Origin of the sequence: Streptomyces sp. Go-475 (genome assembly GCF_003330845.1) — a bacterium.
Classification (GTDB): Bacteria; Actinomycetota; Actinomycetes; order Streptomycetales; family Streptomycetaceae; genus Streptomyces.
The window spans coordinates 4,056,100-4,081,183 of record NZ_CP026121.1 but is presented as its reverse complement, the minus strand read 5'-3'; the positions used below and the strand labels follow the sequence as shown (position 1 = coordinate 4,081,183).

Annotated in this window: 25 protein-coding genes and 1 tRNA gene; 19 read left to right on the top strand and 7 right to left on the bottom strand. The window is 70.2% G+C overall.

Features of this window, described 5'->3' with window-relative positions:
• The first annotated feature begins 1 nt into the window (after nt 1).
• The 4 genes from C1703_RS18830 to purM all read left to right on the top strand — a co-directional run bounded on the left by C1703_RS18830 (nt 2) and on the right by purM (nt 4,316).
• The gene (locus C1703_RS18830; protein WP_114253969.1) at nt 2-799 is read left to right on the top strand and encodes a maleylpyruvate isomerase family mycothiol-dependent enzyme; all 798 of its coding nucleotides are present in this window, start codon (nt 2-4) and stop codon (nt 797-799) included.
• A gap of 37 nt (nt 800-836) precedes the next feature.
• Nucleotides 837-1,610 carry an META domain-containing protein gene (locus C1703_RS18825; protein WP_114253968.1) on the top strand — a complete coding sequence of 258 codons (774 nt, stop codon included), beginning with the start codon at nt 837-839 and terminating at the stop codon, nt 1,608-1,610.
• 63 nt (nt 1,611-1,673) lie between these two features.
• Nucleotides 1,674-3,203 carry an amidophosphoribosyltransferase gene (gene purF, locus C1703_RS18820; RefSeq protein WP_114253967.1) on the top strand — a complete coding sequence of 510 codons (1,530 nt, stop codon included), beginning with the start codon at nt 1,674-1,676 and terminating at the stop codon, nt 3,201-3,203.
• A gap of 45 nt (nt 3,204-3,248) precedes the next feature.
• Nucleotides 3,249-4,316 carry a phosphoribosylformylglycinamidine cyclo-ligase gene (gene purM / locus C1703_RS18815; protein ID WP_114253966.1) on the top strand — a complete coding sequence of 356 codons (1,068 nt, stop codon included), beginning with the start codon at nt 3,249-3,251 and terminating at the stop codon, nt 4,314-4,316.
• A gap of 69 nt (nt 4,317-4,385) precedes the next feature.
• On the opposite strand, the gene C1703_RS18810 is transcribed toward purM, so the two are convergent.
• A complete protein-coding gene (locus tag C1703_RS18810; RefSeq protein ID WP_114253965.1) occupies nt 4,386-4,637 on the bottom strand; it encodes a DUF3073 domain-containing protein in 252 nt (83 codons plus the stop codon).
• 318 nt (nt 4,638-4,955) lie between these two features.
• Entirely contained in the window at nt 4,956-6,062 is a 1,107-nt protein-coding gene (locus C1703_RS18805) for a Glu/Leu/Phe/Val dehydrogenase dimerization domain-containing protein (RefSeq protein WP_114253964.1), read from the bottom strand.
• A gap of 223 nt (nt 6,063-6,285) precedes the next feature.
• Between C1703_RS18805 and C1703_RS18800 the strand changes: the two genes are divergently transcribed.
• Nucleotides 6,286-7,131 carry a hypothetical protein gene (locus tag C1703_RS18800; RefSeq protein WP_114253963.1) on the top strand — a complete coding sequence of 282 codons (846 nt, stop codon included), beginning with the start codon at nt 6,286-6,288 and terminating at the stop codon, nt 7,129-7,131.
• A 598-nt stretch (nt 7,132-7,729) separates the two neighbouring features.
• A complete protein-coding gene (gene bldC / locus C1703_RS18795) occupies nt 7,730-7,936 on the top strand; it encodes a developmental transcriptional regulator BldC (protein ID WP_003949541.1) in 207 nt (68 codons plus the stop codon).
• A gap of 460 nt (nt 7,937-8,396) precedes the next feature.
• On the opposite strand, the gene C1703_RS18790 is transcribed toward bldC, so the two are convergent.
• The 3 genes from C1703_RS18790 to hrpA all read right to left on the bottom strand — a co-directional run bounded on the left by C1703_RS18790 (nt 8,397) and on the right by hrpA (nt 12,871).
• Nucleotides 8,397-8,600, bottom strand: a complete 204-nt coding sequence (locus C1703_RS18790; protein WP_114253962.1) for a DUF6274 family protein — start codon at nt 8,598-8,600, stop codon at nt 8,397-8,399.
• 158 nt (nt 8,601-8,758) lie between these two features.
• Nucleotides 8,759-8,833: transfer RNA gene (locus C1703_RS18785), tRNA-Asp, on the bottom strand.
• 93 nt (nt 8,834-8,926) lie between these two features.
• A complete protein-coding gene (gene hrpA / locus C1703_RS18780) occupies nt 8,927-12,871 on the bottom strand; it encodes an ATP-dependent RNA helicase HrpA (protein ID WP_114253961.1) in 3,945 nt (1,314 codons plus the stop codon).
• A gap of 204 nt (nt 12,872-13,075) precedes the next feature.
• Between hrpA and C1703_RS18775 the strand changes: the two genes are divergently transcribed.
• Entirely contained in the window at nt 13,076-14,542 is a 1,467-nt protein-coding gene (locus tag C1703_RS18775; protein ID WP_114253960.1) for an FAD-dependent monooxygenase, read from the top strand.
• Between the two features lie 123 nt (nt 14,543-14,665).
• Nucleotides 14,666-14,854, top strand: a complete 189-nt coding sequence (locus C1703_RS18770) for a hypothetical protein (protein WP_114253959.1) — start codon at nt 14,666-14,668, stop codon at nt 14,852-14,854.
• A gap of 280 nt (nt 14,855-15,134) precedes the next feature.
• Here the strand turns inward: C1703_RS18770 and C1703_RS18765 are convergent, their stop codons facing one another.
• The gene (locus tag C1703_RS18765; RefSeq protein ID WP_343236399.1) at nt 15,135-15,635 is read right to left on the bottom strand and encodes a histone deacetylase; all 501 of its coding nucleotides are present in this window, start codon (nt 15,633-15,635) and stop codon (nt 15,135-15,137) included.
• 196 nt (nt 15,636-15,831) lie between these two features.
• On the bottom strand, nt 15,832-16,593 hold the full coding sequence (locus C1703_RS18760; RefSeq protein WP_198678214.1) for a GntR family transcriptional regulator: 762 nt from the start codon (nt 16,591-16,593) through the stop codon (nt 15,832-15,834).
• 533 nt (nt 16,594-17,126) lie between these two features.
• Between C1703_RS18760 and C1703_RS18755 the strand changes: the two genes are divergently transcribed.
• The 11 genes from C1703_RS18755 to C1703_RS18705 all read left to right on the top strand — a co-directional run bounded on the left by C1703_RS18755 (nt 17,127) and on the right by C1703_RS18705 (nt 25,007).
• Nucleotides 17,127-17,396 (top strand): DUF6284 family protein, encoded by a 270-nt coding sequence (locus C1703_RS18755; protein ID WP_114253956.1) that lies wholly within the window; start codon nt 17,127-17,129, stop codon nt 17,394-17,396.
• The gene (locus C1703_RS18750) at nt 17,393-17,842 is read left to right on the top strand and encodes a Pycsar system effector family protein (protein WP_114253955.1); all 450 of its coding nucleotides are present in this window, start codon (nt 17,393-17,395) and stop codon (nt 17,840-17,842) included. The genes C1703_RS18755 and C1703_RS18750 overlap by 4 nt, the downstream gene beginning before the upstream one ends.
• Nucleotides 17,839-18,696, top strand: coding sequence for a protein spdB (locus C1703_RS18745; protein WP_114253954.1), 858 nt, complete (start codon nt 17,839-17,841; stop codon nt 18,694-18,696). The genes C1703_RS18750 and C1703_RS18745 overlap by 4 nt, the downstream gene beginning before the upstream one ends.
• Nucleotides 18,696-19,043 carry an RRQRL motif-containing zinc-binding protein gene (locus tag C1703_RS18740; protein WP_114253953.1) on the top strand — a complete coding sequence of 116 codons (348 nt, stop codon included), beginning with the start codon at nt 18,696-18,698 and terminating at the stop codon, nt 19,041-19,043. Before C1703_RS18745 ends, C1703_RS18740 begins: the two co-directional genes overlap by 1 nt.
• 2 nt (nt 19,044-19,045) lie before the next feature.
• Nucleotides 19,046-19,363: a hypothetical protein gene (locus C1703_RS18735; protein WP_114253952.1), complete on the top strand. Its 318-nt coding sequence runs from the start codon at nt 19,046-19,048 to the stop codon at nt 19,361-19,363.
• 99 nt (nt 19,364-19,462) lie between these two features.
• A complete protein-coding gene (locus C1703_RS18730; RefSeq protein WP_114253951.1) occupies nt 19,463-21,580 on the top strand; it encodes an ATP-binding protein in 2,118 nt (705 codons plus the stop codon).
• Nucleotides 21,581-21,784: 204 nt separating this feature from the next.
• Nucleotides 21,785-22,249, top strand: coding sequence for a hypothetical protein (locus C1703_RS18725; protein WP_114253950.1), 465 nt, complete (start codon nt 21,785-21,787; stop codon nt 22,247-22,249).
• A gap of 17 nt (nt 22,250-22,266) precedes the next feature.
• Nucleotides 22,267-22,521 carry a hypothetical protein gene (locus C1703_RS18720; protein WP_114253949.1) on the top strand — a complete coding sequence of 85 codons (255 nt, stop codon included), beginning with the start codon at nt 22,267-22,269 and terminating at the stop codon, nt 22,519-22,521.
• A 91-nt stretch (nt 22,522-22,612) separates the two neighbouring features.
• Nucleotides 22,613-23,518, top strand: a complete 906-nt coding sequence (locus C1703_RS18715) for a bifunctional DNA primase/polymerase (protein WP_114253948.1) — start codon at nt 22,613-22,615, stop codon at nt 23,516-23,518.
• On the top strand, nt 23,515-23,865 hold the full coding sequence (locus C1703_RS18710; protein WP_232840528.1) for a hypothetical protein: 351 nt from the start codon (nt 23,515-23,517) through the stop codon (nt 23,863-23,865). Before C1703_RS18715 ends, C1703_RS18710 begins: the two co-directional genes overlap by 4 nt.
• Nucleotides 23,862-25,007: a DUF3631 domain-containing protein gene (locus tag C1703_RS18705; RefSeq protein ID WP_114253947.1), complete on the top strand. Its 1,146-nt coding sequence runs from the start codon at nt 23,862-23,864 to the stop codon at nt 25,005-25,007. Before C1703_RS18710 ends, C1703_RS18705 begins: the two co-directional genes overlap by 4 nt.
• Nucleotides 25,008-25,084 lie beyond the last annotated feature (77 nt).

The window sequence follows — 25,084 nt, the reverse complement described above, 5'->3', positions numbered from 1 at the left end:
CATGCCCCCGGCCAAGAAGCGCACCCGCAGCTACGACCCCGTCAAGATCCAGGCGGCCGTGTTCGCCCAGTTCGGGAACGTGCGGCAGGCCGTCCGCACCCTCACCCCCGAGCAGCTCGCCCTGCCGACCAGGCTCGGTGACTGGACGGTCCGGGAGCTGGCGGCCCACGTGACCATGGCCGTGGAGACCGTCAGCCGAAACCTCGACCGCGACGAGCCGGCGAAACCGGAACTCGGCCTCACCGACTGGCCCTTCGCCACCGCCGTCCGAGCCGCCGACATCGACGACGGCACCCGGCAGCTCGCCGAGGCCAACCCCGACCTCGACACCCTGTACGACAGGACCGAGGAGCGCCTCGCCGAGAAGCTCGCGGCCGCCCCCGGCACCCGCGTCCTCGCCGCGCGCACCGGCGCCATGACCCTCGCCGACTACCTCGTCACCCGCACCGTCGAACTCGTCGTCCACACCGACGACCTCAACGCCGCCGTCCCCGGCCTGGACATCCCCTACGACCGTCAGGCCCTGGCCGCCTGCACCCGGCTGCTGGCCGACGCGCTCGCCGTGAAGGCCCCCGGCGGCTCGACGGAGGTGCGGGTGCCGCCGTACGCGGTGGTGCAGTGCGTGGAGGGGCCCCGGCACACCCGCGGCACGCCGCCCAACGTCGTCGAGACGGACCCGCTGACCTGGATCCGGCTCGCGACCGGGCGGGTGTCCTGGGCGCAGGCTCTGGAGGACACCAAGGTCAGCGCGAGCGGGGAGCGGGCGGATCTGTCGGCCCACCTGCCCCTGATGACATAAGGGGAACCGATCCCCCCGGGTCCCCCGTCGAAGTGGCATGGACAGGCAGAAGCAGCGCATGACCCTGACGGCCGCCGCCATGCTCGTCCCGCTCCTGGCGGCCTGCGGCAGCGAGAAGGCGGACGACGGCAGCGCCTCGGTCGGTGCCGGGAAGCCGGTGACCGGCCTGCGGTGGAACGTCGACAGCGTCACGGCCGACGGCACCACCCACCGCGCCCCCACCGGCGCCCACGTCACCATCGACCGGGGCCGGGCCGAGGGCAGCTTCGGCTGCAACACCTTCGGCGCCGAGGCCACCGTAGACGGCGACCGCATCCGGCTCGGCAAGACCATGGCCACCGAGATGGCCTGCGAGAACAAGCCCATGGCGTTCGAGGAGACCCTCGCGCGCGCACTCTCCGACCAGGAGCTCAAGGCCCGGGTGGACGGCGACCGCCTCACCCTCACCACCGAGAAGGGGGACACGATCCGCCTGACGAAGGCCGAGGACGCCCCGCTGGCCGGCACCAAGTGGACCGTCACGAGCCCGAGGGCCGACGACCGCGCCCACCTCACCTTCGACGAGAAGAAGGGCACCGTCGCCGGCAGCCTCGGCTGCAACAAGGTCAACGCCAAGGCCACGGTCCGCGACGGCCATATCACCCTCGGCCCTCCGGCCACGACCCGAATGATGTGCGAAGACTCACTCATGGCCGACGAGAAGAAGCTCCTGCGACTTTTCGACGGGACGGCCACGTACCGAGTCGATCACCAAACCCTCACCCTGACCAGCGAAAACGGCACGAATGTGCGAGCCGTCGCCGGGCGGTGATCCACCGGAAAGTCCGGTATCCCCAATTCGGACCAGTGGTCGACCTCGCCTACACTCGATGGCGTGCCACGTGGTGACGGACGACTCAACCACGACCTGCTCCCCGGTGAGAAGGGCCCCCAGGACGCTTGTGGCGTCTTCGGTGTCTGGGCTCCGGGCGAAGAGGTCGCCAAGCTCACGTACTTCGGGCTCTACGCCCTCCAGCATCGAGGCCAGGAATCCGCGGGAATCGCGGTCAGCAACGGCTCGCAGATCCTCGTCTTCAAGGACATGGGCCTGGTCTCCCAGGTCTTCGACGAGACCTCCCTCGGCTCCCTCCAGGGACACATCGCGGTCGGACACGCCCGCTACTCGACCACCGGCGCGTCCGTCTGGGAGAACGCCCAGCCGACGTTCCGCGCCACCGGGCACGGCTCCATCGCGCTCGGCCACAACGGCAACCTCGTCAACACCGCCCAGCTCGCCGAGATGGTCGCCGACCTGCCCAAGCAGGAGGGCGGCCGCACCCCGCGCGTCGCGGCGACCAACGACACCGACCTGCTCACCGCGCTCCTCGCGGCCCAGACGGACGAGGACGGCAAGCCGCTGACCATCGAGGAGGCCGCCCACAGCGTTCTCCCGCAGGTCCGGGGCGCCTTCTCCCTCGTCTTCATGGACGAGCACACCCTGTACGCGGCCCGCGACCCGCAGGGCATCCGCCCCCTGGTCCTCGGCCGCCTGGAGCGCGGCTGGGTCGTCGCCTCCGAGTCCGCCGCCCTCGACATCTGCGGCGCCTCCTACGTCCGCGAGATCGAGCCGGGCGAGTTCGTCGCCATCGACGAGAACGGCCTGCGCACCTCCCGATTCGCGGAAGCGAAGCCCAAGGGCTGCGTCTTCGAGTACGTGTACCTGGCCCGCCCGGACACCGACATCGCCGGCCGGAACGTGTACCTCTCCCGGGTGGAGATGGGCCGCAAGCTCGCGAAGGAATCCCCGGTCGAGGCCGACCTGGTGATAGCGACCCCGGAATCCGGCACCCCCGCCGCCATCGGCTACGCGGAGGCCTCCGGCATCCCCTTCGGCGCCGGCCTGGTGAAGAACGCCTACGTCGGCCGTACGTTCATCCAGCCCTCGCAGACCATCCGCCAGCTGGGCATCCGCCTGAAGCTGAACCCGCTGAAGGAAGTCATCAAGGGCAAGCGCCTGGTCGTCGTCGACGACTCGATCGTGCGCGGCAACACCCAGCGGGCCCTGGTCCGCATGCTCCGCGAGGCCGGCGCCGCCGAGGTCCACATCCGGATCTCCTCGCCGCCCGTGAAGTGGCCCTGCTTCTTCGGCATCGACTTCGCCACCCGCGCCGAGCTCATCGCCAACGGCATGACGATCGACGAGATCGGCACCTCCCTGGGCGCCGACTCCCTGGCCTACATCTCCATCGACGGCATGATCGAGGCGACCACCATCGCCAAGCCGAACCTGTGCCGCGCCTGCTTCGACGGCGAGTACCCGATGGAGCTGCCCGACCCCGAGCTGCTCGGCAAGCAGCTGCTGGAGACGGAGCTGGCCGCCGGCCCGGCCGCCACGGCCGCCGCCGACGCGATCCGCCGTCCGTAGACGGTCCGCACTACCTGCTGTACGACACGAAGGTTCTCATTAGCCATGTCTGAGACAACTGGTGCCAGCTACGCAGCCGCGGGCGTCGACATCGAAGCGGGCGACCGCGCCGTCGAGCTGATGAAGGAGTGGGTGAAGAAGGCCCAGCGCCCCGAGGTCCTCGGCGGCCTCGGCGGCTTCGCCGGCCTCTTCGACGCCTCCGCGCTCAAGAACTACGAGCGGCCCCTGCTCGCCTCCGCCACGGACGGCGTGGGCACCAAGGTCGACATCGCCCGGCAGCTCGGCGTCTACGACACGATCGGCCACGACCTGGTCGCCATGGTCATGGACGACATCGTCGTCTGCGGCGCCGAGCCGCTGTTCATGACCGACTACATCTGCGTCGGCAAGGTCCACCCCGAGCGGGTCGCCGCCATCGTCAAGGGCATCGCCGAGGGCTGTGTCCTGGCCGGCTGCGCCCTGGTCGGCGGCGAGACGGCCGAGCACCCGGGCCTGCTGGGCGAGGACGACTTCGACGTCGCCGGCGCCGGTACGGGCGTCGTGGAGGCCGACCGGCTGCTCGGCGCGGATCGTATCCGTACGGGTGACGCGGTGATCGCCATGGCGTCCTCCGGTCTTCACTCGAACGGGTACTCCCTCGTCCGGCACGTCCTGCTGAACCAGGCGGGCCTCGCCCTGGACGCGCACATCGAGGAACTCGGCCGCACCCTCGGCGAGGAACTGCTGGAGCCGACGAAGATCTACTCGCTGGACTGCCTGGCCCTGATGCGCACCACCGAGGTGCACGCCTTCAGCCACGTCACCGGCGGCGGACTCGCGGCGAACCTGGCCCGGGTCATCCCGGACGACCTGCACGCGATCGTCGACCGCTCCACCTGGACCCCGGCCCCGATCTTCGACCTCGTCGGCAAGACGGGTCAGGTCGAGCGCCTGGAGCTGGAGAAGACCCTGAACATGGGCGTCGGCATGATCGCGATCGTGCCCCAGGAGTCCACCGAGGTGGCCCTGGCGACCCTCGCCGACCGCGGCGTGGACGCCTGGGTGGCAGGAGAGATCACGGAGCGGGGCGAGCACACCACGGGTGCCGCCCTGATCGGTGACTACGCCGACTGAAGACCCGAAGGCAGCACAGAACCCGGTCGGTGACCGAGGTCACCGACCGGGCAAGTGCTCAGTGCAAGGTCAAGCGCCGCGACGATGCTGCGGGGACTGGCCGTCCTCGTCCTCGTCGTCGTCCTCGTAGAGGTCGGCGTACCGTGCGTACAGGTCGTCGTCGTGCTCATCGTCCTCGAACCGCTCGCCGTTCGGCGGTTGCGGATTCGACGTCGATGCGCCCAGCTCCTCGGCCAGGCGTGAGAGGTCAGTCCCACCGCTGTTGTACTTCAGCTGGCGGGCGACCTTCGTCTGCTTGGCCTTGGCCCGGCCGCGCCCCATGGCTCGACCCCCTCAACGACGGGGCTCGACGGCCCCAGAGTCTTGACACGCGTTCATGGTCCGGCACGGACTCTCCGTAGAGAGACCGGTCCGTAGGGCTTCCACGGTACCTGAGCCCGCGCCCATACGGTACGTCGCCCGCATGACGTGCCCGCGCCCAGGACCTTCGAGGCGCCCCGTCCTCGCTGGTCAACCGCGATTTTAACCACTTATCGGCGGTCGACCCGCCGGTAGAAGTGAGAGTTCTCTCTAACTGCCCACCGACGGGTACCGGCCAAACGTGCGAAACCGCGGCGGCGGTTCCGGTCGGCCCGGGGGTCAGCGCGCCCGGCGCGCCAGGGCCGCGTCGTGCATCCGCTGCTCGGCGATCCGGTCGGCCGCGGCAGCCGGCGGAATGCCGTCTTCCTTCGCACGTGCGAATATGGCCAGCGTCGTGTCGTAGATCTTCGACGCCTTCGCCTTGCACCGCTCGAAGTCGAAGCCGTGCAGCTCGTCGGCGACCTGGATGACGCCGCCGGCGTTCACCACGTAGTCCGGCGCGTAGAGGATCCCGCGGTCGGCGAGGTCCTTCTCCACGCCCGGGTGGGCGAGCTGGTTGTTGGCGGCGCCGCAGACCACCCGCGCGGTCAGCACCGGCACGCTGTCGTCGTTCAGCGCCCCGCCGAGCGCGCACGGGGCGTAGATGTCCAGGCCCTCGACCCGGATCAGCTCCTCGGTGTCGGCCACCGCCGTCACGCCCTCGGCGTGCCGGTCCAGGACCCGGCGCACGGCCTCCTCGCGCACGTCCGTCACGACGACCTCGGCGCCCTCGTCGCGCAGGTGGTCGACCAGGTGGTGGCCGACCTTGCCGACGCCGGCGATGCCGACCCTGCGGCCGCGCAGGGTGGGGTCGCCCCACAGGTGCTGCGCGGAGGCGCGCATGCCCTGGTAGACGCCGTAGGCGGTGAGGACGGAGGAGTCCCCGGCGCCGCCGTTCTCCGGGGAGCGGCCGGTCGTCCAGCGGCACTCGCGGGCCACGACGTCCATGTCGGCCACGTACGTCCCGACGTCGCAGGCGGTGACGTACCGGCCGCCGAGCGAGGCCACGAACCGGCCGTAGGCCAGCAGCAGCTCCTCGGTCTTGATCCGCTCCGGGTCGCCGATGATCACGGCCTTGCCGCCGCCGTGGTCGAGCCCGGCCATGGCGTTCTTGTACGACATCCCGCGGGCGAGGTTCAGCGCGTCGGCGACGGCCTCCGCCTCGGTCGCGTACGGGTAGAAGCGCGTACCGCCGAGCGCGGGGCCCAGGGCGGTGGAGTGGAGGGCGATGACGGCCTTGAGGCCGCTCGCGCGGTCCTGGCAGAGCACGACTTGCTCATGACCCCCCTGGTCCGAGTGGAACAGGGTGTGCAGTACATCAGCAGGTGCGCCGGTTACGTCGGTCACTGTGGTGACTCCTGAGTAAGTTGCGGCGGGTGGAGACCAGCTCCCGTGCGGGTGGCGGGGACTGTTGAGCATGAGATTAGAGCCTGTTCGGCCCGCCGACCGCACAGTGCACAGGATCACCTCCGACCGGAGTACAGCCGTGCGACGATTTGCATAGATTTCCCGCGCGATCGTGAGTGGGTTCCGCAGGTTTTCACGGCGGTGCGCGGGGGAGGGAGCAGGCGTGCCCAAGGTGTCCTCGGTGATCGTCCCCTACGCGAGCTATCTGCGCGTGTACGAACCGCTGGCCGCCTTCCCCGAGCCGGAGCGCGGCCACTGGGCCCGCTACGCCCGCCGCCCGGACCGCCCCTCGTACCAGGACGAACTCCGGCGCGCCCTGGCCGACTTGGCGCCCACTCCGCCGGTCCCGGTGCCGGTGCACGAGAGCGAGGACGCCTTCGTGCTCGACGTGGACGGGGTCGTCTGCGTCTGCCCCTGGCGCACCCGGCTGCGCGGCTGGCTGGCCCTGGAGGAGCTCTCGGAGGAGCTGCCGCCGCCGGTCCTGGACGCGGTCCTGCCGCCCGTCCTGCGCCGCCAGGCCGCCCAGGACTACGAGCGCTGGCTGGCGATCAACCCGGACGCCCGGCCGTGGATCCGTACGGCGACCTGGCAGGTGCCGATCAACTGGTTCGTGCTCGTCTCCGACGAGGAGCGCGAGTACGACAAGGGCGCCTCGGTCGACAGCCCGCCCGTGCTCCGCTACCGCACGCCCATGGTCCAGGCCCGGCGGCGCGTGGCCCGGGGCCTGCGGGCCCTGCGGGAGGCCATGGACGAGGGGCCGCTGATCGACGGCCTGATGGACGTCGGGCGCTGGCTGGAGGAGTTCCACCCGCGTTCGCTCGTGGAGCTGGACTACGGCGGCCTGGTGCACGCCCTGCCGGCCGGCGCCCTGGAGGACGACCACTCGGCGGCGGACGTGGCCGAGGGCATCGCCGCGCTGCGCCGGGGCGACGGCACGGCCGCGGGGGCGGCGTACGCCCGGCTCGTGGAGCGGTGGCGTTCCGTACGGGATCTGCGGTCGGCGAACTGACCTCTGACCTCGCGTTCCGTACGGAGCGCTCGTGGTCGGTAACGAACTGACGTTTGACGAACCGCCCGATTTGGGGTTTCGTCCTCGCACCGAGTTCCTGCAGCGGACTGTGCGTTTCCTGAGGCTTCGTCAGCAAGGGACGTAGGACCCGATCCGGGCGTACCTCTCAAGTAGGCCAAGCGTGACGGACTACACGTACGTGGCCCTTGCGCCCCTTGCCCCTCCTCATGCCAAAATAGGACAAGGAGTCCGGGGAGGGCTCCTTCCGTCCCGTAGTGCTGCACTATGGGTGGAATCTCAGCATTGCACGCTTTGGGGGGTCTGGTGACTCCTGATCGTCCTGTGACTGATCGTCACAGTGGCGTGACTGTCCGCTATGGCATGGTCCATCGGCTTCCGTCGCTGATGAACACCTGGAGGGGCAATTCCATCGGTTTGGCCGACGCGGCTGGACAGATGGTGTAGTTGTAGTGCCGAGGACAAGCCGTTCGTCCTATAACCGACTCGACTCGCGTCCGCCATTTCGGGCAACGCGGGTCAAGGTGCAGAATTTAGAGGAAAGAACCGAGAAGGTTCGGTTCTCCCGAGGAGGCCGCTCATGACCGCTCGCACCCCTGATGCCGAGCCGCTGCTGACCCCGGCTGAGGTCGCCACCATGTTCCGCGTCGACCCCAAGACGGTCACGCGGTGGGCGAAGGCCGGCAAGCTCACGTCGATCCGCACGCTCGGCGGGCATCGCCGCTACCGCGAGGCCGAGGTCCGCGCTCTGCTCGCGGGCATTCCGCAGCAGCGCAGCGAGGCCTGAACAACTGAATAACCGGGCAAACCGGCCGGTCCCCCACTGGCCGTGACGTCCGGAACCACAGCTCCAAGCGACGCGGGTCCTGCCCCAACAGGCCCCACGCCCAAGCCGGTCAGAGCTTTGTAGGCACGTAACAGGGTGCGTCGTCGGTCGCGCTGGACTCCGCCGGGTCCAGCGCGATCTTTTTTGTGTGCCGACTGTGGGTGTGCCTGCCTTGCTGTGAGCGGCCTTGTCGGAGTCTGGGGAGGGGTGTCGGATCCCCTGTGCGCGGCGCCCGGAGTGGGGTGCAATTGCACATATTAAATTGACCTGTTGTAGGAGGCGGGTAAGTACCGCACTTTCCTGAACTCATGCGGTGACACCCATCACATACCAAGCGGCTTGTTAGCCCTGGCGTTCGTACGGTAGAGGAGCCCGTGGCTCCAGCACCCCCTGTCCGCGCGGGTGTTGAGGCCGCCGGCGCTCACGCGGGCGCGGGGCTCTCGCCCTGGACGGTCTCCTCGGTGGCCGGGGCCGAGGCCCGGGCGGCACGCGGCGGTGACTCCATCGCGAGCCGCAGCAGGTGGTGGCAGATCGGGCAGTGTCGCGTGAGATGCCGGTACGACGACGCGGCCGCCAGGTGCGCGCGGAGCAGGGCCCGCGTCTCGTGCCTAGCCGATGCCGCCATACGCCACCTCCAGGGGGCCGTACGGGGAACGGCCCTGGTTCTGGGGTACCTAGGGAATGAGGGGGCGTCAAGACGGCGTGAGGGGGCCCAGAGGGCTTCTTCGAAGGTCAGAGCGCGTGAAAAAGAGCCCGGATCCGAAGATCCGGGCTCTTGCGATGCGGTCCTGACGGGATTTGAACCCGCGGCCTCCACCTTGACAGGGTGGCGAGCACTCCAAACTGCTCCACAGGACCAGGTTTCGCGGCGCTTTTCTTGTGCTGCGCTGCGAGAAGAGACTGTACAGGAGGGTGGGCCCCTGGTCGAACTCACCCTGCGTGCGCACGCCGTTACGGCACCGCCGCGTCGATCGCCTTCACGATCCGCTTGTCGGAGACGGGGTACGCCGTGCCCAGCGCGTGGGCGAAGTAGCTGACGCGGAGCTCCTCCAGCATCCAGCGGATCTCCAGGACCGCCGGCGGCACCGGACGGCCCTGCGGCAGCTGTTCCAGGAGCCAGGCGTACTCGTCCCGCATCTCGTGGACCTTCTCCATGCGGGTCGTGTCCCGCTGGACGTTCGTCGGCATCTGCTGCAGGCGCCGGTCGGCGGCCACCAGGTAGCGCATGAGGTCCGGCAGGCGACGCAGCCCGGCCTCCGTCACGAAGCCCGGCTTCACGAGGGCGTCCAGCTGCCCCCGTACGTCCTGGAGGTTCGGCAGCAGGGCGGGGCTGCGTACGGCCTTCAGGCGGCGCTCACAGGCCTGCCAGGCCGCCAGGACCTGCTGCACCTGGCCCACCGTGCGGACGGTGGTGTCGACGATCTCGGCGCGCACCTTGTCGTAGAGCTTGCGGTACGACTCCTCGTCCCAGGCCGGTCCGCCGAAGTCCCCGATCAGCTTGTCGGCGGCGGCCGTCGCGCAGTCGTCGAAGAGGCCCTGGATGGAGCCGTGCGGGTTCGCGGACAGGGCCAGCTTCTGGGCGTTCGTCAGCTTCTCGGAGGCGAACTTGGCGGGATTCACCGGGATGTTGCGCAGGATCAGCCGACGCGTGCCCTTCCACATCGCCTCGGCCTGCTCGGCCTCGGTGTCGAAGAGGCGGACCGAGACCGTGTCGCCGTCGTCGACCAGCGCCGGGTACGCCTTGACCGGCTGGCCGGCCCTGCGCGTCTCGAAGACGCGGGTGAGCGTGCCGATCGTCCAGTCGGTGAGGCCCTTGCGCTCCAGGGACTCGCCGCCCTGGCGTTCGGCCGTCGCCGCTGCCGCCTGCGAGAGGGCCTTGCGCGCCTTCGGCTTCAGCCGGAGCTTCAGCGCCTCCAGGTCCTTGTCCTCGGCCAGCTTGCGGCGCCGCTCGTCGACGATCCGGAAGGTGATCTTGAGGTGGTCGGGCACCTTGTCCCAGTCGAAGTCCTCGGCGTCGAAGGGCACTCCGACCATGAGCCGCAGCTCGCGGGCCATGGTGGTGGTGAGGGGCTCCTGGAGCGGGACCGCCTTGTCCAGGAAGGCCTTCGCGTAGTTGGGCGCGGGGACGTAGTTGCGGCGGATCGGCTTGGGCAGGGAGCGGATCAGCTCCGTGACCAGTTCCTCCCTGAGACCCGGGATCTGCCAGTCGAAGCCCTCGTCCGTGACCTGGTTGAGGACCTGGAGCGGGATGTGGACGGTCACGCCGTCGGCGTCCGCGCCCGGCTCGAACTGGTAGGTGACACGGAACTTGAGGTTCCCCTGCCGCCACGAGTCGGGGTAGTCGGCCTTGGTGACCTCGCCCGCCTTCTCGTTGATGAGCATCTCGCGCTCGAAGTCGAGGAACTCGGGCTGCTCGTGCCGCTTGCGCTTCCACCAGGAGTCGAAGTGCGCGCCGGAGACCACGTGTTCGGGGATCCGCCGGTCGTAGAAGTCGAACAGCGTCTCGTCGTCGACGAGGATGTCCCGGCGGCGGGCGCGGTGCTCCAGCTCCTCGACCTCGGTGAGGAGTTTGCGGTTGTCCGCGAAGAACTTGTGGTGCGTGCGCCAGTCGCCCTCGACGAGCGCGTTCCGGATGAACAGCTCCCGGCTGATCTCCGGGTCGATCCGGCCGTAGTTGACCTTCCGCTGCGCCACGATCGGCACGCCGTACAGCGTGACCTTCTCGTACGCCATCACGGCCGCCTGGTCCTTCTCCCAGTGCGGCTCGCTGTAGGTGCGCTTGATCAGGTGCTGGGCGAGGGGTTCGACCCACTCCGGCTCGATCTTCGCGTTGACGCGGGCCCACAGGCGCGAGGTCTCGACGAGTTCGGCGGACATCACGAAGCGCGGGGGCTTCTTGAAGAGCGCCGAGCCGGGGAAGATCGCGAACTTGGCGTTGCGGGCCCCCAGGTAGTCGTTCTTCGCGCCGTCTTTCACGTCCTTCATGCCGATGTGGGACAGCAGGCCCGCGAGGAGGGAGACGTGGATGCGGTCGGCCGGGGCGTCGTCTTCGTTGAGGTGGATGCCCATCTGCTTGGCGACCGTGCGCAACTGGGAGTAGATGTCCTGCCATTCGCGGATGCGAAGGAAGTTGAGGTACTCCTGCTTGCACATCCGGCGGAACGAGGACGAGCCGCGTTCCTTCTGCTGCTCGCGGATGTACCGCCAGAGGTTGAGGTAGGCCAGGAAGTCGCTGGTCTCGTCCTTGAAGCGGGCGTGCTGCTGGTCGGCCTGGGTCTGCTTGTCGGCGGGGCGTTCGCGCGGGTCCTGGATGGACAGCGCGGCGGCTATGACCATGACCTCGCGGACGCAGCCGTTCTTGTCGGCCTCCAGGACCATGCGGGCCAGGCGCGGGTCGACGGGCAGCTGGGCGAGCTTGCGGCCGGTGTCGGTGAGCCGCTTGCGGGGGTCCTTCTGCGCCGGGTCGAGGGCGCCCAGCTCCTGCAGGAGCTGCACGCCGTCGCGGATGTTGCGGTGGTCCGGCGGGTCGATGAAGGGGAACTTCTCGATGTCGCCGAGGCCGGCCGCGGTCATCTGCAGGATGACGGAGGCGAGGTTCGTCCGGAGGATCTCCGCGTCCGTGAACTCCGGGCGGGCGTTGAAGTCGTCCTCGCTGTAGAGGCGGATGCAGATGCCGTCCGAGGTACGGCCGCAGCGGCCCTTGCGCTGGTTGGCGCTGGCCTGCGAGACCGGCTCGATCGGCAGGCGCTGGACCTTGGTGCGGTGGCTGTAGCGCGAGATGCGGGCGAAGCCGGGGTCGATGACGTACTTGATGCCCGGGACGGTCAGGGACGTCTCGGCGACGTTCGTGGCGAGAACGATCCTGCGGCCGGTGTGCGGCTGGAAGACGCGGTGCTGCTCGGCGTGGGAGAGCCGGGCGTAGAGCGGCAGGATCTCCGTGAAGCGGTAGTTCTTCTTGGTCAGGGCGTCCGCGGTGTCGCGGATCTCCCGCTCGCCGGAGAGGAAGACGAGGATGTCCCCCTGGCCCTCCTTCTGCAGTTCCTCGACGGCGTCGATGATCGCGGTGATCTGGTCGCGGTCGGCGTCGTCGCCGTCCTCTTCGAGGAGCGGGCGGTAGCGGACCTCGACCGGGTACGTACGGCCGCTGACCTCGATGATCGGGGCGTCGCCGAAGTGCCGTGAGAAGCGCTCGGGGTCGATGGTCGCCGAGGTGATGACGACCTTGAGGTCGGGGCGCTTGGGCAGCAGCTGGGCGAGGTAGCCCAGCAGGAAGTCGATGTTGAGGGACCGCTCGTGGGCCTCGTCGATGATGATCGTGTCGTAGGCGCGCAGCTCGCGGTCGGTCTGGATCTCGGCGAGCAGGATGCCGTCCGTCATCAGTTTGACGAAGGTGGCCTCGGGGTCGACCTGGTCGGTGAAGCGGACCTTCCAGCCGACGGTCTCGCCGAGGGGGGTGTTCAGTTCCTCGGCGACGCGCTCGGCGACGGTCCTGGCGGCGATCCTTCTCGGCTGCGTGTGCCCGATCATGCCGCGCACGCCCCGGCCGAGCTCCATGCAGATCTTGGGGATCTGCGTGGTCTTGCCGGAGCCGGTCTCGCCGGCGACGATCACGACCTGGTGGTCGCGGATCGCGGCCGCGATGTCGTCCTTCTTCTGGCTGACCGGCAACTGCTCGGGGTACGTGATCTCGGGCACGCGGGCCCGGCGGCCGGCCATCCGCTCCTCGCCCTTGGCGATCTCCGCCTCGATCTCGGCGAGCACGGCGGCCCTGGCCTCCGGCTTACGGATCTTGCGCGCACCTTCGAGCCTGCGCCCGAGCCGGTGCGCGTCGCGCAGGGACAGCTCGGTCAGGCGGGGGGCGAGGGCGCCGAGGGCGGGGGCGGAGTGCGTAGACATACGGGATCCAGGATCTCATCCTCGGGAAATTCGTGGCTAACGCTTTTGTCCCGGGGTGCGGCGGGAGGCGGCGCGGGCCTCGCCGCCCTCGCCGCGTCGCCGCGTCGCCGCGGAGTGAGGTTTGACCGTTTCTCGTTCGGGCGGGGATTGCATGGGCGGTGAGGCCGTACGGCAGCCGCACCTGATTGGAGGGCCTCCCGTCCCATGCCTGAAGCCACCGAAGTGTTGATCGTGGGGGCCGGTCCCACCGGTCTGATGCTCGCGGGAGACCTTGCCGCGGCGGGGGTGTCCGTCACCGTGCTGGAGCGCCGCGCCCAGGAGTCGCTGCTCACCCGTGCCTTCGCGGTCCACGCGCGCACGCTCGAGCTGCTGGACGCCCGGGGCGTCGCCGACGAACTCGTCACCCGCGGGGTCCGGATCGGCACACTGCAGATGATCGGGGACGCCCAGCTGGACCTGAAGCGCCTGCCGAGCCGGTTCCCGTACATGCTGCTGACCCCGCAGCACGAGACCGAGGCGGTGCTGGCGAAACGGGCCGGGGCGCTCGGCGCCGACGTGCGGCTCGGCGCGGAGGTCACCGGACTCCGCCAGGACGCCGACGGCGTCAGCGTGTCCGTACGCCGGTTCGACGGCACCGTCCACACCTGGCGCGCCCGCTATGTGGTCGGTGCGGACGGCATGAACAGCGTGGTGCGCAGGGCGCTGGGCTTTCCGTTCCCCGGCCGGGCGGCCCTGCGCTCGGTGATGCTCGCCGACGTCCGCCTGAACGTGCCGCAGGGCATGCCGCTGGCGAACGCGGTCCGGGACGGGATCGCCTTCGTCTCCCCGCTGGGCGACGGCTGGCACCGGGTGGTCGCCTGGGACCGTGCCAAGCAGCTGCCGGTGGAGGCCCCGCTCGATCTGGAGGACGTGCGGACCATCACCCGCAAGGCCCTCGGGACCGACTTCGGCATGCACGACCCGCGCTGGCTCTCCCGCTTCCAGACCGACGAGCGTCAGGCGCCGCGCTACCGGCTCGACCGGGTGCTGCTCGCGGGCGACGCCGCGCATGTGCACTCGCCGGCGGGTGGTCAGGGCATGAACACCGGGCTGCAGGACGCCGCCAACCTGGCCTGGCGGCTGGCCGCGGTGGTGCGGGGGCGGGCTCCGGAGGAACTGCTCGACGGGTATCAGACCGAGCGGCACCCGATCGGCCGGAAGGTGATCCGGGACAGCGGCAGGATGATGCGGCTGGCACTGATCCACACGCCTGTGCTGCGCACCGCCATGAACCTGGCCTCGCGCGCCGCCGCCGCGCTGCCACCCCTGGCCGACCGTCTCGCGGCCGAGGCGACGGGGATCTCCATCGCCTATCCGGCGCCGCGCGGCGCGCACCCGTACACCGGCCGGCGCGCTCCCGACCTGCGCCTCGCCCCGGGCGCCGGCACCGCGCGGCGGCTGTACGAGGCACTGCGCGCCTGCCGCTTCGTCCTCGTCGGCCGGTGCCCCGAGGTGACGGGCTGGGGCGAGCGGCTGATCACCGTCGCCCCGGCGAGTCCCCGGGGACCGGCGCTGCTGCTGGTACGGCCGGACGGCTATGTCGCCTGGGCCGCGGACGACCACGACCAGGACGCGCTGCTGACCGCCCTGACCCGGTGGGTCGGCCCCCGGGAGGGCGTGGCGTCGGCCTAGCCGCGCGCCTGCCGCTCCGGCGGACTCGGCTGTGCCACCAGGGCCCTGTGGCCTGTGGCCTGCGGGAGGTGAGGTCCGCCTGACAGGATGACGCGGACCATCACACGAAACAGGGGGTTGAGCATGCTCGTGGCCATACTGGCGGTCGTCGTTCTGCTCGTCATCGGCGGCTGCGTCTGCGTCTTCTGGGCGGCCCGGGGGGACGCCCCGCGCTGGGCACGCGGTGTGGCCAGGGTGACGCTGCTCGGCAGCGAACTGACCCGCAGCGCGAGCCGGAATTCCCGCTCGCGGCAGGGCAACGGGAACGACTAGCCGCTGCCCCGTACGGCACGAAAGAGCCCCTCCCCGATGGTGACGGAGAGGGGCTCATGCCCTGGTGAGGGCGGTTGTGGCTGGGGCCGGGGTCGAACCGGCGACCTTCCGCTTTTCAGGCCGTGTCCTGGTGGGGCGGGGCGTGGTCGCGGGGGAGTGGGTGACGGCCGGTAGCTGTGTTTGTGCGCTGCTGTTGGCGTACCGGTTGGCGTACGCCCACGGAGCGCTTCCTGCTGGTCACGCGCGGGAATAGTGCCCGGCGGCATACCTCAGTTCGGGCCTAGCTGCTGTCATCACTGATCAGGTCGATTACATCCTGGACTGACCAATGACCGGTCGCCCCGGGGCAGGCCGCCACGTATGAAGCGACTGCCTCAAGGTCCCAGGTGTCCGCAGACAGGAGACCTGCGGCCAGATAGCGCACGTATGCGGCGGACGGTGGGTTCCATGACACGTCGCTCATGCTCCAGGGAGCGGTGAACGTGAGCACGGGCAAGCCCTCAACTTGCCCAGCGCAGACGAGGGTTTCGTAGCGGCCATCCCCCAGCACCGACCGGCCGCTAGCAATCACTTCTGCGAGATCGAGGCACTCACCAGGCTCCCGGTACATCTCCTGAGCTGCGATATCAGAAAACTGGGTGGCCGAGACCAGGTGCGCTCTTGCCAACACGCGTCCATCCGCTGACGGGTCGTAGAAGGCCCTGCCACCTCCCCACACGGGGGACTCGGTGGCGAAGTACATCGCACCGTTCAGCTCGATCGAGATGGATCGGGAGGGCATTTGTGGGTCCCGGCATCCCGGGTACCGTCTCGCAGCGCCGGGAGGCTTCCCACCCCTGATGTAGAAGGACAGGCGGTCCAAGTGCATGTTGGAGCCGTACGAGGTGTACCAGACCTGACGCGGTTGCCGGTCGGCCGGCCGAGTTGCGTCAATGCTGGTCAGCGCCTTCGCGCCTGATGGCTCCCACACACGCACGTCATTCCCCAGAAACGTCGTACCTGATGACATGCCGGTCTCCCGGAAGAATCGTGATCATGACCCGCAGGGGGCGATCATCCTTGTCGTATCCCGTACGCATGTGGACGGCGACCGGGGTGGCGGCAGGAAGATTGAGTTTCTCGATCTCAGCCCGTGTAGGCATGCGCACGGTGATTTCGTCTCGATAACGCGCCTGGATCAGCCCAACGCTCGCCAGCACGCCACCGGGCGCTGACACGTCCTCGGGCAGCATCAAGGGCGTGCCTCGCACCAGTTCCTCGGGGAAGTAGGAGTCCGCAAGGGCGTACGGGTCCTGGTCGACTATCCGAACCCGCTCCCGAACCACGGTCAGCTCAGTCTCCGGGTCCAGGTCCAGGCGTTCCGCGACCTCAGCGGGTGGGCGCCGAATGGAGACGCGGACTTCCTGCCGTGGTTGACGGCCACTTTCAGCCACGATGCTCGCCCACTGGTCGCCTTGATCGTCCGTCTTGTGGCGGGAGCGCGACTCCAGGACAGACCAGTCCCACACCGCCGGTTTGAGACTGCGACGGACGAAGCTACCACGCCCCTGACCTGCGATGATGAGCCCTTCCTCTGTTAGGCGCCGCAGGGCGAGGCGAACCGTGTTCCTGCTTGCTTCGTAGCGCTCCACCAGCTCGAACTCAGTAGGAAGCTGCTGGCCAGGCTCCAGCTCCCCACGCTCGATCTGTCCTCGCAGGTCATCCGCGATCCGGTGGTACCTCGGCTGCTGCTCCCTCACCGCACCTCCCACAGTTGGCTGACTTGTGCCAACAACATACGCGCTTTGGGTTGACGATCCCAACCGATCAAGGCAACACTCTGAGCGTCAGTTGTTGGTACAACACCACCAACACCGGCAAGTCAGTCTGTATGTCCAGTTAAGGAGTGCTTGCTGTCACAGGAGCCCTGAGCTGGTCGTTCCTTGAGAACTGCATAGGTGGGCCCCGTCTCCCCGAGTCGAAAAGACGGACTGCGCGGCAGGAAGCCGCGCCCCTATGTCCCTGCGAACGCGGGAGGTCGGTGTGTACCGACGACATATCCAGGCGCCGCCGGTACGGACCGGCCGGCGGTGCCGGCAGTAGTTCGGTCCGTTCTGGTTCACGGCGTTGATGCCGTGGCCGGCTGCCTCTCCCGCCCGTCCGTTCCGCGCATTGCGTGAGGACGTACGGACGGGGGCGCGGGGAGCCGGAACCGACTCCAACGGCAAGCGGCTCCCGGGTGGCACCCCGGGAGCCGCGATGGGCCGTTCCACGCTGAGAGGAACACGACCCAATGGACCACATCGTCACTGATCAGGACCCTGTTACCGCGTTCGCCGACTTGATCGAGCCGACGGATGCGGAGCTGGAGGCTATCGAGCAGGAGATGCCCGTCATCCTGGCGGACGTCGACCTCCTTGAGGCGCACATCGCCACCCTGGACCGCACCCCGACCGAGCTGGACGAGCGGCGTATCCGGCGGGCCCGTCGCCGGGCGCTCGCCGCGCGGGTCGCGCTGCTCAACCGCGCGGCCGGTACGAGCCTTCCCGGGGGTGCCGCGTGAGCACCGCGACGGAGAAGAACCTGACCGCCGCCCACGCGGAGGTGAAGGCGGAGATCACGCGCACGGACGCGAAGACGGCGCTGCTGCTGGCGTTCGTCGGTGCCGTCCTCGCCGGCTCGTGGACGGTCGCGCGCGACCTGCCCCTGAGCGTCCCCGCCTACATCGTCGGCGGGCTCGGTCTGGCGCTGCTGGTCGGCGCGGCCGGGATGCTGCTGCGATCGGTGCGGCCGAACCTGTCGGGCCGTCACGGCTTCCTGCTGTGGGCCACCCTGACGCCCGAGGAGATCACGGCTGCGGTCGACCGGGACATGGCCGCCGACATCGCCGGCCTGTCCAGGCTGGCAGTCGCCAAGTTCACGTGCCTGCGCCGCGCGGTCGACCTGACCGCCGCCGGCGGGGTCCTGCTCATCCTCGCCGCGCTGATCACGGCGGGGGGCGCGCTGTGAAGGCCAAGACGGTGCTTCCGGCCGTGGCGATGACGGCCGTGTCCATGGTGCTGACCCTCGCGGTGGTGATGATGTGGCTGGGCACGGCGGTGCCGTGGCCGGTCGCCCTGGTCGTCGGTCTCGGGATCGACGGCGGATGGCTGGCCACCCTCGCCTACGAACGCCGCCTCGCCGCGCAGGGCGACCACAACCAGGCCGTGACCGCCGTCGGCTGGTCCTTCGGCATCCTCGCCACCGGCGTCCTCGTGGCACACGCCCTGACCGCCGAACACTCCGCCGGGGCGTGGCTGGCCGTCGCGTGGCTGCCCATCGCCGCCAAGGCCCTGTGGCTCGTGCACAGCCTGTGGGAGCGCACCGCGCTCACCCCGCTCGCGCTCGACGCGATCCGGGGCATCCAGCAGGAGGCACGCGACGAAGCGGCCGTGGCCCGCGCACGGCTGCGGGCGGAAGCGGCCACCGAGGAGACCCGGCTGACGGCCGTGACGGCCGCCGGGGCCCGCGTCGCACGCGTCCAGGCCAAGACCGCAGAGACCCTTGCGGGGGCGTGGTCGACGCTGGAGACAGCCCGCAAGGGCGAGGAGACCGGCAGGGCCCTGACCAGCGTGACGAGTCGCGTCACGCCCGGCGTCACGCCCCGCTGGGAACTGCCCGTCTGGGGCCCGACGGAGCCGGTTCCGGCGCTGGAGACGGCCGCCCCGGTGCTGTCGGATGAGGCGCTGGACGCGCTGGTGGACGAGATCCGTACCAGTGAGGTTCCGGCCCTGTCGTACCGGGAGATGGCCGCCCGCTTCCGGGCCGCCGGCCACTCCGCCTCCGAGGTCCGGCTGCGGGCCGCGTGGAAGCGCGTGGCCTGATGGGCGCGCTGCCGGTCTACCGGTGGCGCCTGGCCCCGGACGGCTACGCCACCCGACGCCAACTCCGCGCCCGTGGGCTTCGGCCCGGCGGCCAGGGCGTGGCCGCTCAGCTCGAACGGCCACGCCGCCGCCGGGGGCCCCTGGTCGCTTACCTCTACCGCGTCGACCTCGCCAAACCGGTGAGGCCGATGACCCCGGGCCGGCGGGCGGCGCTGGATAAGGCCAACGCCGCCCGCCGCGTCTGCCCCGCCTGCCGGACCGATGCGGGCTACGTCATCCCCGCCTCGCTCGGCATGTGCGTGACCTGCGCCTATCCCGACTCCGCCGACTCCCCGAGGAGTACCTGACCATGCGCAACGCCGACATTCGTCGCCTGGACCGCGAGATCCAGGCGACGACGAAGAAGCTGGAAGCGGTCCGCCGGGGTGAGTGGTGGCCGCTGAACGGCAGCGAGCGCCGGGCCATGGCCCGCGCCCTGGCCAGCGGCGCCTACAAGGTGGCCCGGGGCCGTAGCGCGGGCCGCGAGGAACGGCGCATGGACGCCACCGGCAGCTCTGCCGAACTCCGGCTGAACGCGGAACTGAACGCCCTGCACGGCGAGCGTCAGAGGCTCATCACCGAGGCCGCCCGCGACAAGGCCAAGAAGAAGTCCTCCGGCTGGTTCTGACCAGCCATCACACCCGGGGTGGCCGCTCTTTCCACGGACCCGGCCACCCCGGTTCTCCCCCACTCCCGCCCTGTTGGGGCAGTCAGGAGAACTCCCAGCATGTCTGAGAACGTCGTCCACCTCCACAAGGCCGCCGATCCCCCGTCCCCGGACACCGCTCCCACCGTGCTGACCGTCGTGCCGGACGCGCCGCCCGCGCGGCCCGTGCCGCTGTGGGTGCGCTCCGGCAGGGCCATCAAGACGGCCGCCACGCACGAGAACACCAAGACGGTCGTCCGCACGGTGGCCCGCCACGGCCTCTACACGTTCAACGGGGGCCGGATCGTGGCCCGCCGCACCTGGGACGGCCGTACCGGTGCCCGCTACGAGCGCATGCTCCGTGCGGCCGAAGCGGCAGGGAACTACGAGGTCGCCGAAGAGTGGGAGGAGCGTCTGCAGCGCTTCCGCGAGGCCCGGCACCGCCGGCGGATGGACCTGCTTCACTCGCCGGTGGACGCGGCCAAGGCGGTCGGGGTCGGCGCCGGTATGAGCGTTGGCCTGCTGGTCGCCCTCGGGATCGTGATGGCGCTCAACACCAAGCAGGTCGGCGATGTCATCACCCCGTTGAGCGCGACCATCGACTTCATCGGCACCCTGATCCGGATCGTGCAGATCGTCTGGGGTCCGGCGCTCACGATCGGCCCGTTCCTGGCCCTGCTCGCCCTGTGGGCCGTCGGCCGCAAGCAGCAGGCCGCCCCGAACTGGGCCCTGCCCGCCAACGTCCGCAACGGGGAGGGGGAGCCGATCACCCCGTCCATCGTCGTCAAGGCCCTGCGCGACCTCGGGGTGCCCGCCCTGCGCAACGCGATCAAGGAGATGGGCGACGCCGGCGCCTCCATGCTCGGCCCGATCCGCATCGCCGGATGCGGCGTCGAGGTCGACGTCACGCTGCCGTCGGGGGTGTCGACGGTCGAGGTGCAGAACCGGCGCCGCAAGCTGGCGGAAAACCTGACCCGGCACGAGCACGAGGTGTTCATCACCATCCCGCAGGCCGCCCGCACGGTGCGCCTGTGGATCGCCGACAGCGGCGCGCTGGATGAGCCGATCGGCCCGTCCCCGCTGGTCACCGACGAGACCCTGACCGCCGACTACGCAAAGGGACGTGCCCCTTGGGGCCAGGACCTGCGAGGCGACGCAGCCGCCCTGAGCCTGTATCAGCGCCACCTGCTCATCACCGGCCTGTCCAACCAGGGCAAGACCGCCGCACTGCGGGCCCTGGCGCTGTGGCTGGCGCTCGACCGGTCGGTGGAGTTCCGCATCGCCGACCTCAAGGGCGCCGGTGACTGGGCCATGTTCGACGGGCTCGCCACGGTGCTGATCCAGGGCCCGACCGACGAGCACGTGATCGAGGCGACCGAGATGGTCGAGGACGCCGTGGAGGAGATGAACCGCCGCCTCCAGGCCCCGCCCGGCACCACCTTCCCGCCGCTGATCACGCTGGTGGATGAGGCGCAGGTGGCGTTCATGTGCCCGCTCAAGGACGAGGACAAGCGGCCCTACGGCGGGTCCAAGGCCACCAGCCGCTACTTCATGGCCGTGAGGAAGATCCACAACCAGGGTCGTGCGGTCAACGTGCTGATGTGGCAGGGCACGCAGGACCCCACCGACCAGAACCTTCCCAAGCTGGTCCGCGAGGGCGCCCACACCCGCGCCGCGCTCGCCCTGGGCACCGAATCGCAGGCCCGCATGGCGCTGGGGGACAAGGCAGTCGACGGCGGCGCGGCCCCCAACCTGCTGCGCCCCGGGCTGGACAAGGGACAGGTCGTCGTCGCCTCCGACGGCATCGCCATCCCCGCAGGTCAGGCGTCCATCAACGTCCGCACCCACTACATCGACACCGAGCAGGCCACCGAGATCGCCGACCGGGCCAAGGCGATGCGCGACGGCGTCACCACGCTCCGGGTCATCGAGCGGGGCGAGGAGCGCGACCCGCTCGCCGACATCGCCACCGTCCTGGGCGACGCGCCCCGCCTGGTCACCCAAGACGTCCTCAAGCGCCTCGCCACCCTGAACGAGGACGCCTACGGCGGCTGGACCTTCGCCGACCTGCGCCGCGTGCTGGAGGACACCGGAGCCGAGCCGTACAAGTCCGACGGCCGCATGGTCGTCGCCCGTGACCGTCTCCACCGCGCCCTGGCCAACCGCCCCGAGGCGGATTCCGCTTTCGCCTCGCAGTAGAGGGAGCCGAACGCCTGCCGGGTCAGGGAGGCAGGGAGAACTCCCTGACCCCCTCCCTGACCCGCCTCCCTGCCCCTGACCAGCAGCAATGATCCATCAGGGAGTCAGGGAGGCGCGCAGGTCACACCCCCGAAAACCCCCTCCACACGGCTCCCCCAAGGGGGTGCCTCCGCCTCCCTGCCCCATCGCCGGAAGGGATTCCGCATGTACCCCGAACACCCCGGCCACGCGCCCACCGGACGGGCCGTGGAAGTCCACCAGCCCACCCCCATCACCCCGGCCGCCGTCACGCCGGCACCGCTCGTTCCCGTCCAGCCCGGCCACGTCCCGACCGTGGCAAGCGTGGTCCTGCCGGACGGCCGGGTGGTCACCGGCTACGCCATCAACCCCGTCCAGCCCGAACCGGTCGCGACGAAGCCGCCGGTCTCCCGGGCGGCGGTGAACGTCGCCCTCGGGGGCGTCGGGTTCCTCGCCGTGTGCGTCGGCCTGCTGCTGCTCACGTCGTTCATCGCGGCCCTGACCGCGTTCATCGGCCAGCTCATCATCCTCGCCGCTGTGATCTTCGGCGGCTGGATCGCTGTCCAGGTGTTCAGCGCGAGCAGTCAGCAGGGCGGGACCACGGTCAACATCCGCAAAGCCGTGATCAAGCGGAACAAGTTCTACGGCTAACGAGGGGACCGACACCCGTGATCCGACTCCGTATCAAGGTCACCCACTGCCCTCGCCGGGCCCTGGCCTTGTCCGACACCCCTCGCCCCAACTGTCCTGACTGCGACGGGGTGGGCGGCATCGCGCACGACTATGGCGACCACAACGGCGAGTACGCCGGTACCGACTGGGAGCCCTGCCCCTGCTGGACGCAGTGGGCCGTGACCCTCCTGCCCCTGCCCCGCTGGCCGCGTCGCACCCCGCCCGGCTACAGCGACGAACCGCCGTTCTAGCTACGCCAAGGGCGGCCCCCCTCATCTCGCCAAAGATCACGGGGCCGCCCTTGTCACCCAGCGCTCACCAAGAGAACTGGAGACATCCAGCATGACCCATGACCCCCGTCGAGCGCTGCTGCGCGCAGCACTGGACGCCGCCGAACGCGGCTGGCACGTCTTCCCTCTCCGCCCCGGCGGCAAGCCCCCGGCCCTGCACGGGGAGAAGTCCTGCACCCGCACTGGCGTGTGCGCGGCTGGGCACGTGAAGTGGGAGCAGCGCGCCACCACCGACCCGGACCGGATCCGCGCCGCCTGGTCGCGGGCGTCGTTCAACGTCGGGATCGCCACCGGCCCCTCCGGGCTGGTCGTCGTCGACCTGGACACCCCAGAGCACAAGGGCAGTTCGGACGCGCCTGACGGCGCGGCGACCTTCAAGGCGCTCTGCGAGCGCACCGGGCACGCCGTCCCCGACACCTACCGCGTGCGGACCGCGAGCGGCGGAACGCACCTGTACTTCACCGCCCCGCCCGGTGTGCGGCTGGGCAACACGGCGGGCACCGTGGCCGCTTCGGTCGACACCCGCGCATGGGGCGGCTACGTCGTCGCGGCCGGTAGCACCACCCCCGCCGGACGGTACGAAGCCCTGTGCGGCCCTGAGACGGTCTCTCTGCCGCCGTGGCTGCAAACCATCCTGCAACCGGCCCCCAGGGCGTCTCAGGCGCCCTCGATGGCCGTATCGGGGCAATCCCGCCGATATGCGGATGTAGCGCTCGACAGCGAGGCACGGAACGTGGCTGCGGCCCAAGTCGGCGAGCGCGAGGCGACGTTGTTCCGCGCCGCACGGGCTATGGGGCGGTTCGTCGCGTGGGGCGACCACCCCAGGAGTGTGGTGGAGCAGGCTCTTCAGGAGGCGGGGGAGGCGGCCGGCCTGTCCGCGTCCGAGTGCCGCTCCACCCTCCGCAGCGCTCTGGACTGGTCCATCACCCACAACCAGGGCAGGAGGAACGCCGCATGAGCCCCTCTCCCCGTCCCCCTCTGAAGAGCATCACCAACGCCCCGGCCGGTCCGCGCGCCGCCGAACGGGCCGCAGCACCACGGGCCGTGGGCGAGCCGAAAGGCGCCGCCCGCAAGGGCGACCGATCTGCTTTTGTCCCTGACCCGGACACGGTCGTCGTCACCGGCATCTGGCCGGGGCTTCAGGTCCGCTTCACCCGCCCGCCGGTCGCGGACTGGCTGTGCTCGTGCGGGCACCACGAACGCGCCCGTGGCCGGGCCGCCGTCATCGAACTCACCACCCGCGTGACCGTCGGAGTCTGCCCCCACACCGCCTCCGCCGCCCAGGAAGGGAGGGCCGCCGCATGACCCCCACCCTCGACGGCGCGGCCGTGCTGAACGAGGTGGAAGCCTTCCACCGCCGCTTCAACGTCTTCCCCACCGAGGCCGCCTACGTGGCCGTGACGCTGTGGGACGCCCACGCCCACCTGCTTGACTGCTTCGACTCCACCCCCCGCCTCGCCTTCCTGTCCCCCGAGCCGGGGTCGGGCAAGTCACGGGCGCTGGAGATCGTCGAAACCCTCGTGCCGCAGCCCATGACGGCCGTCAACGCCTCCGCCGCCGCCCTGTTCCGGGCGGTGTCCGGGCCCAACGGCCGGCCGACGATCCTGTTCGACGAGATCGACACGATCTTCGGACCCAAGGCAGGAGACAACGAGGAACTGCGCGGGTTCCTCAACGCAGGTCACCGCCGCTCCGGGGTCACCTACCGGTGCATCGGCGACGGCGGCAACCAGACCGTTCAGGCCTTCCCCTCGTACTGCGGGGTCGCGGTCGCCGGACTCGGCTCTCTGCCCGACACGATCATGACCCGCTCCGTCATCATCCGCATGCGCCGACGGGCCCGCAACGAACACGTCGAGTCCTACCGGGCCCGCATCCACGAGGCCGAGGGACACAAGCTGCGTGACCGGCTCGCGGCATGGGCCGAGCAGGCTCGTGCACAGGTGGTGGATGCCTGGCCGGAGATGCCCGACGGCGTCACCGACCGCCCGGCGGACGTGTGGGAACCCCTGCTCGCCGTCGCCGACGCGGCCGGCGGCGCCTGGCCCACCCGGGCCCGCGAAGCCTGCGTGACCCTGGTCACCGCCTCCAAGGCCAACGACAAGGGCAGCCTGGGCGTCCGCTTGCTGACCGACCTGCGCGATCACGTCATGGTCGGCATCGATCGCCTGCCCACCGTCGCCATCCTCGACCGGCTCAACGCCCTCGACGACGCCCCCTGGGCCGACCTCCACGGCAAGCCGCTCGACAACCGGCGCCTGTCGCGGATGCTCGCCGAGTACATGACGGCCGACAACGAGCCCATCACGTCCCGCAACATCAAGACCGCCGGGAGCGTCCTCAAGGGCTATTACGCCGCCGATCTCCGGGACGCCTGGGCCCGCTACTGCCCCCCACCCCCGGAAAGTCCGCTACCTCCGCTACCCGGCACCGAAAACGCCGCCTGACCAGCACCAACGCGGTAGCGGCAACCGGCTCCGGATGCCGCTACCGCGCCGCTACCCATCCGCTACCGCTACCCCTT

Excerpts from the sequence above, each read along its gene's own strand:
- C1703_RS18715 (WP_114253948.1), top strand. The coding sequence starts at position 22,613 with ATGACCCATGACCCCCGTCGAGCGCTGCTGCGCGCAGCACTGGACGCC.
- C1703_RS18725 (WP_114253950.1), top strand. The coding sequence starts at position 21,785 with ATGTACCCCGAACACCCCGGCCACGCGCCCACCGGACGGGCCGTGGAA.
- bldC (WP_003949541.1), top strand. The coding sequence starts at position 7,730 with ATGACCGCTCGCACCCCTGATGCCGAGCCGCTGCTGACCCCGGCTGAG.
- C1703_RS18830 (WP_114253969.1), top strand. The coding sequence starts at position 2 with ATGCCCCCGGCCAAGAAGCGCACCCGCAGCTACGACCCCGTCAAGATC.
- hrpA (WP_114253961.1), bottom strand. The coding sequence starts at position 12,871 with ATGTCTACGCACTCCGCCCCCGCCCTCGGCGCCCTCGCCCCCCGCCTG.
- C1703_RS18740 (WP_114253953.1), top strand. The coding sequence starts at position 18,696 with ATGGGCGCGCTGCCGGTCTACCGGTGGCGCCTGGCCCCGGACGGCTAC.
- C1703_RS18825 (WP_114253968.1), top strand. The coding sequence starts at position 837 with ATGGACAGGCAGAAGCAGCGCATGACCCTGACGGCCGCCGCCATGCTC.
- C1703_RS18790 (WP_114253962.1), bottom strand. The coding sequence starts at position 8,600 with ATGGCGGCATCGGCTAGGCACGAGACGCGGGCCCTGCTCCGCGCGCAC.
- purM (WP_114253966.1), top strand. The coding sequence starts at position 3,249 with ATGTCTGAGACAACTGGTGCCAGCTACGCAGCCGCGGGCGTCGACATC.
- C1703_RS18730 (WP_114253951.1), top strand. The coding sequence starts at position 19,463 with ATGTCTGAGAACGTCGTCCACCTCCACAAGGCCGCCGATCCCCCGTCC.
- C1703_RS18770 (WP_114253959.1), top strand. The coding sequence starts at position 14,666 with ATGCTCGTGGCCATACTGGCGGTCGTCGTTCTGCTCGTCATCGGCGGC.
- C1703_RS18765 (WP_343236399.1), bottom strand. The coding sequence starts at position 15,635 with ATGCCCTCCCGATCCATCTCGATCGAGCTGAACGGTGCGATGTACTTC.
- C1703_RS18735 (WP_114253952.1), top strand. The coding sequence starts at position 19,046 with ATGCGCAACGCCGACATTCGTCGCCTGGACCGCGAGATCCAGGCGACG.
- C1703_RS18755 (WP_114253956.1), top strand. The coding sequence starts at position 17,127 with ATGGACCACATCGTCACTGATCAGGACCCTGTTACCGCGTTCGCCGAC.
- C1703_RS18710 (WP_232840528.1), top strand. The coding sequence starts at position 23,515 with ATGAGCCCCTCTCCCCGTCCCCCTCTGAAGAGCATCACCAACGCCCCG.
- C1703_RS18810 (WP_114253965.1), bottom strand. The coding sequence starts at position 4,637 with ATGGGGCGCGGCCGGGCCAAGGCCAAGCAGACGAAGGTCGCCCGCCAG.
- C1703_RS18775 (WP_114253960.1), top strand. The coding sequence starts at position 13,076 with ATGCCTGAAGCCACCGAAGTGTTGATCGTGGGGGCCGGTCCCACCGGT.
- C1703_RS18705 (WP_114253947.1), top strand. The coding sequence starts at position 23,862 with ATGACCCCCACCCTCGACGGCGCGGCCGTGCTGAACGAGGTGGAAGCC.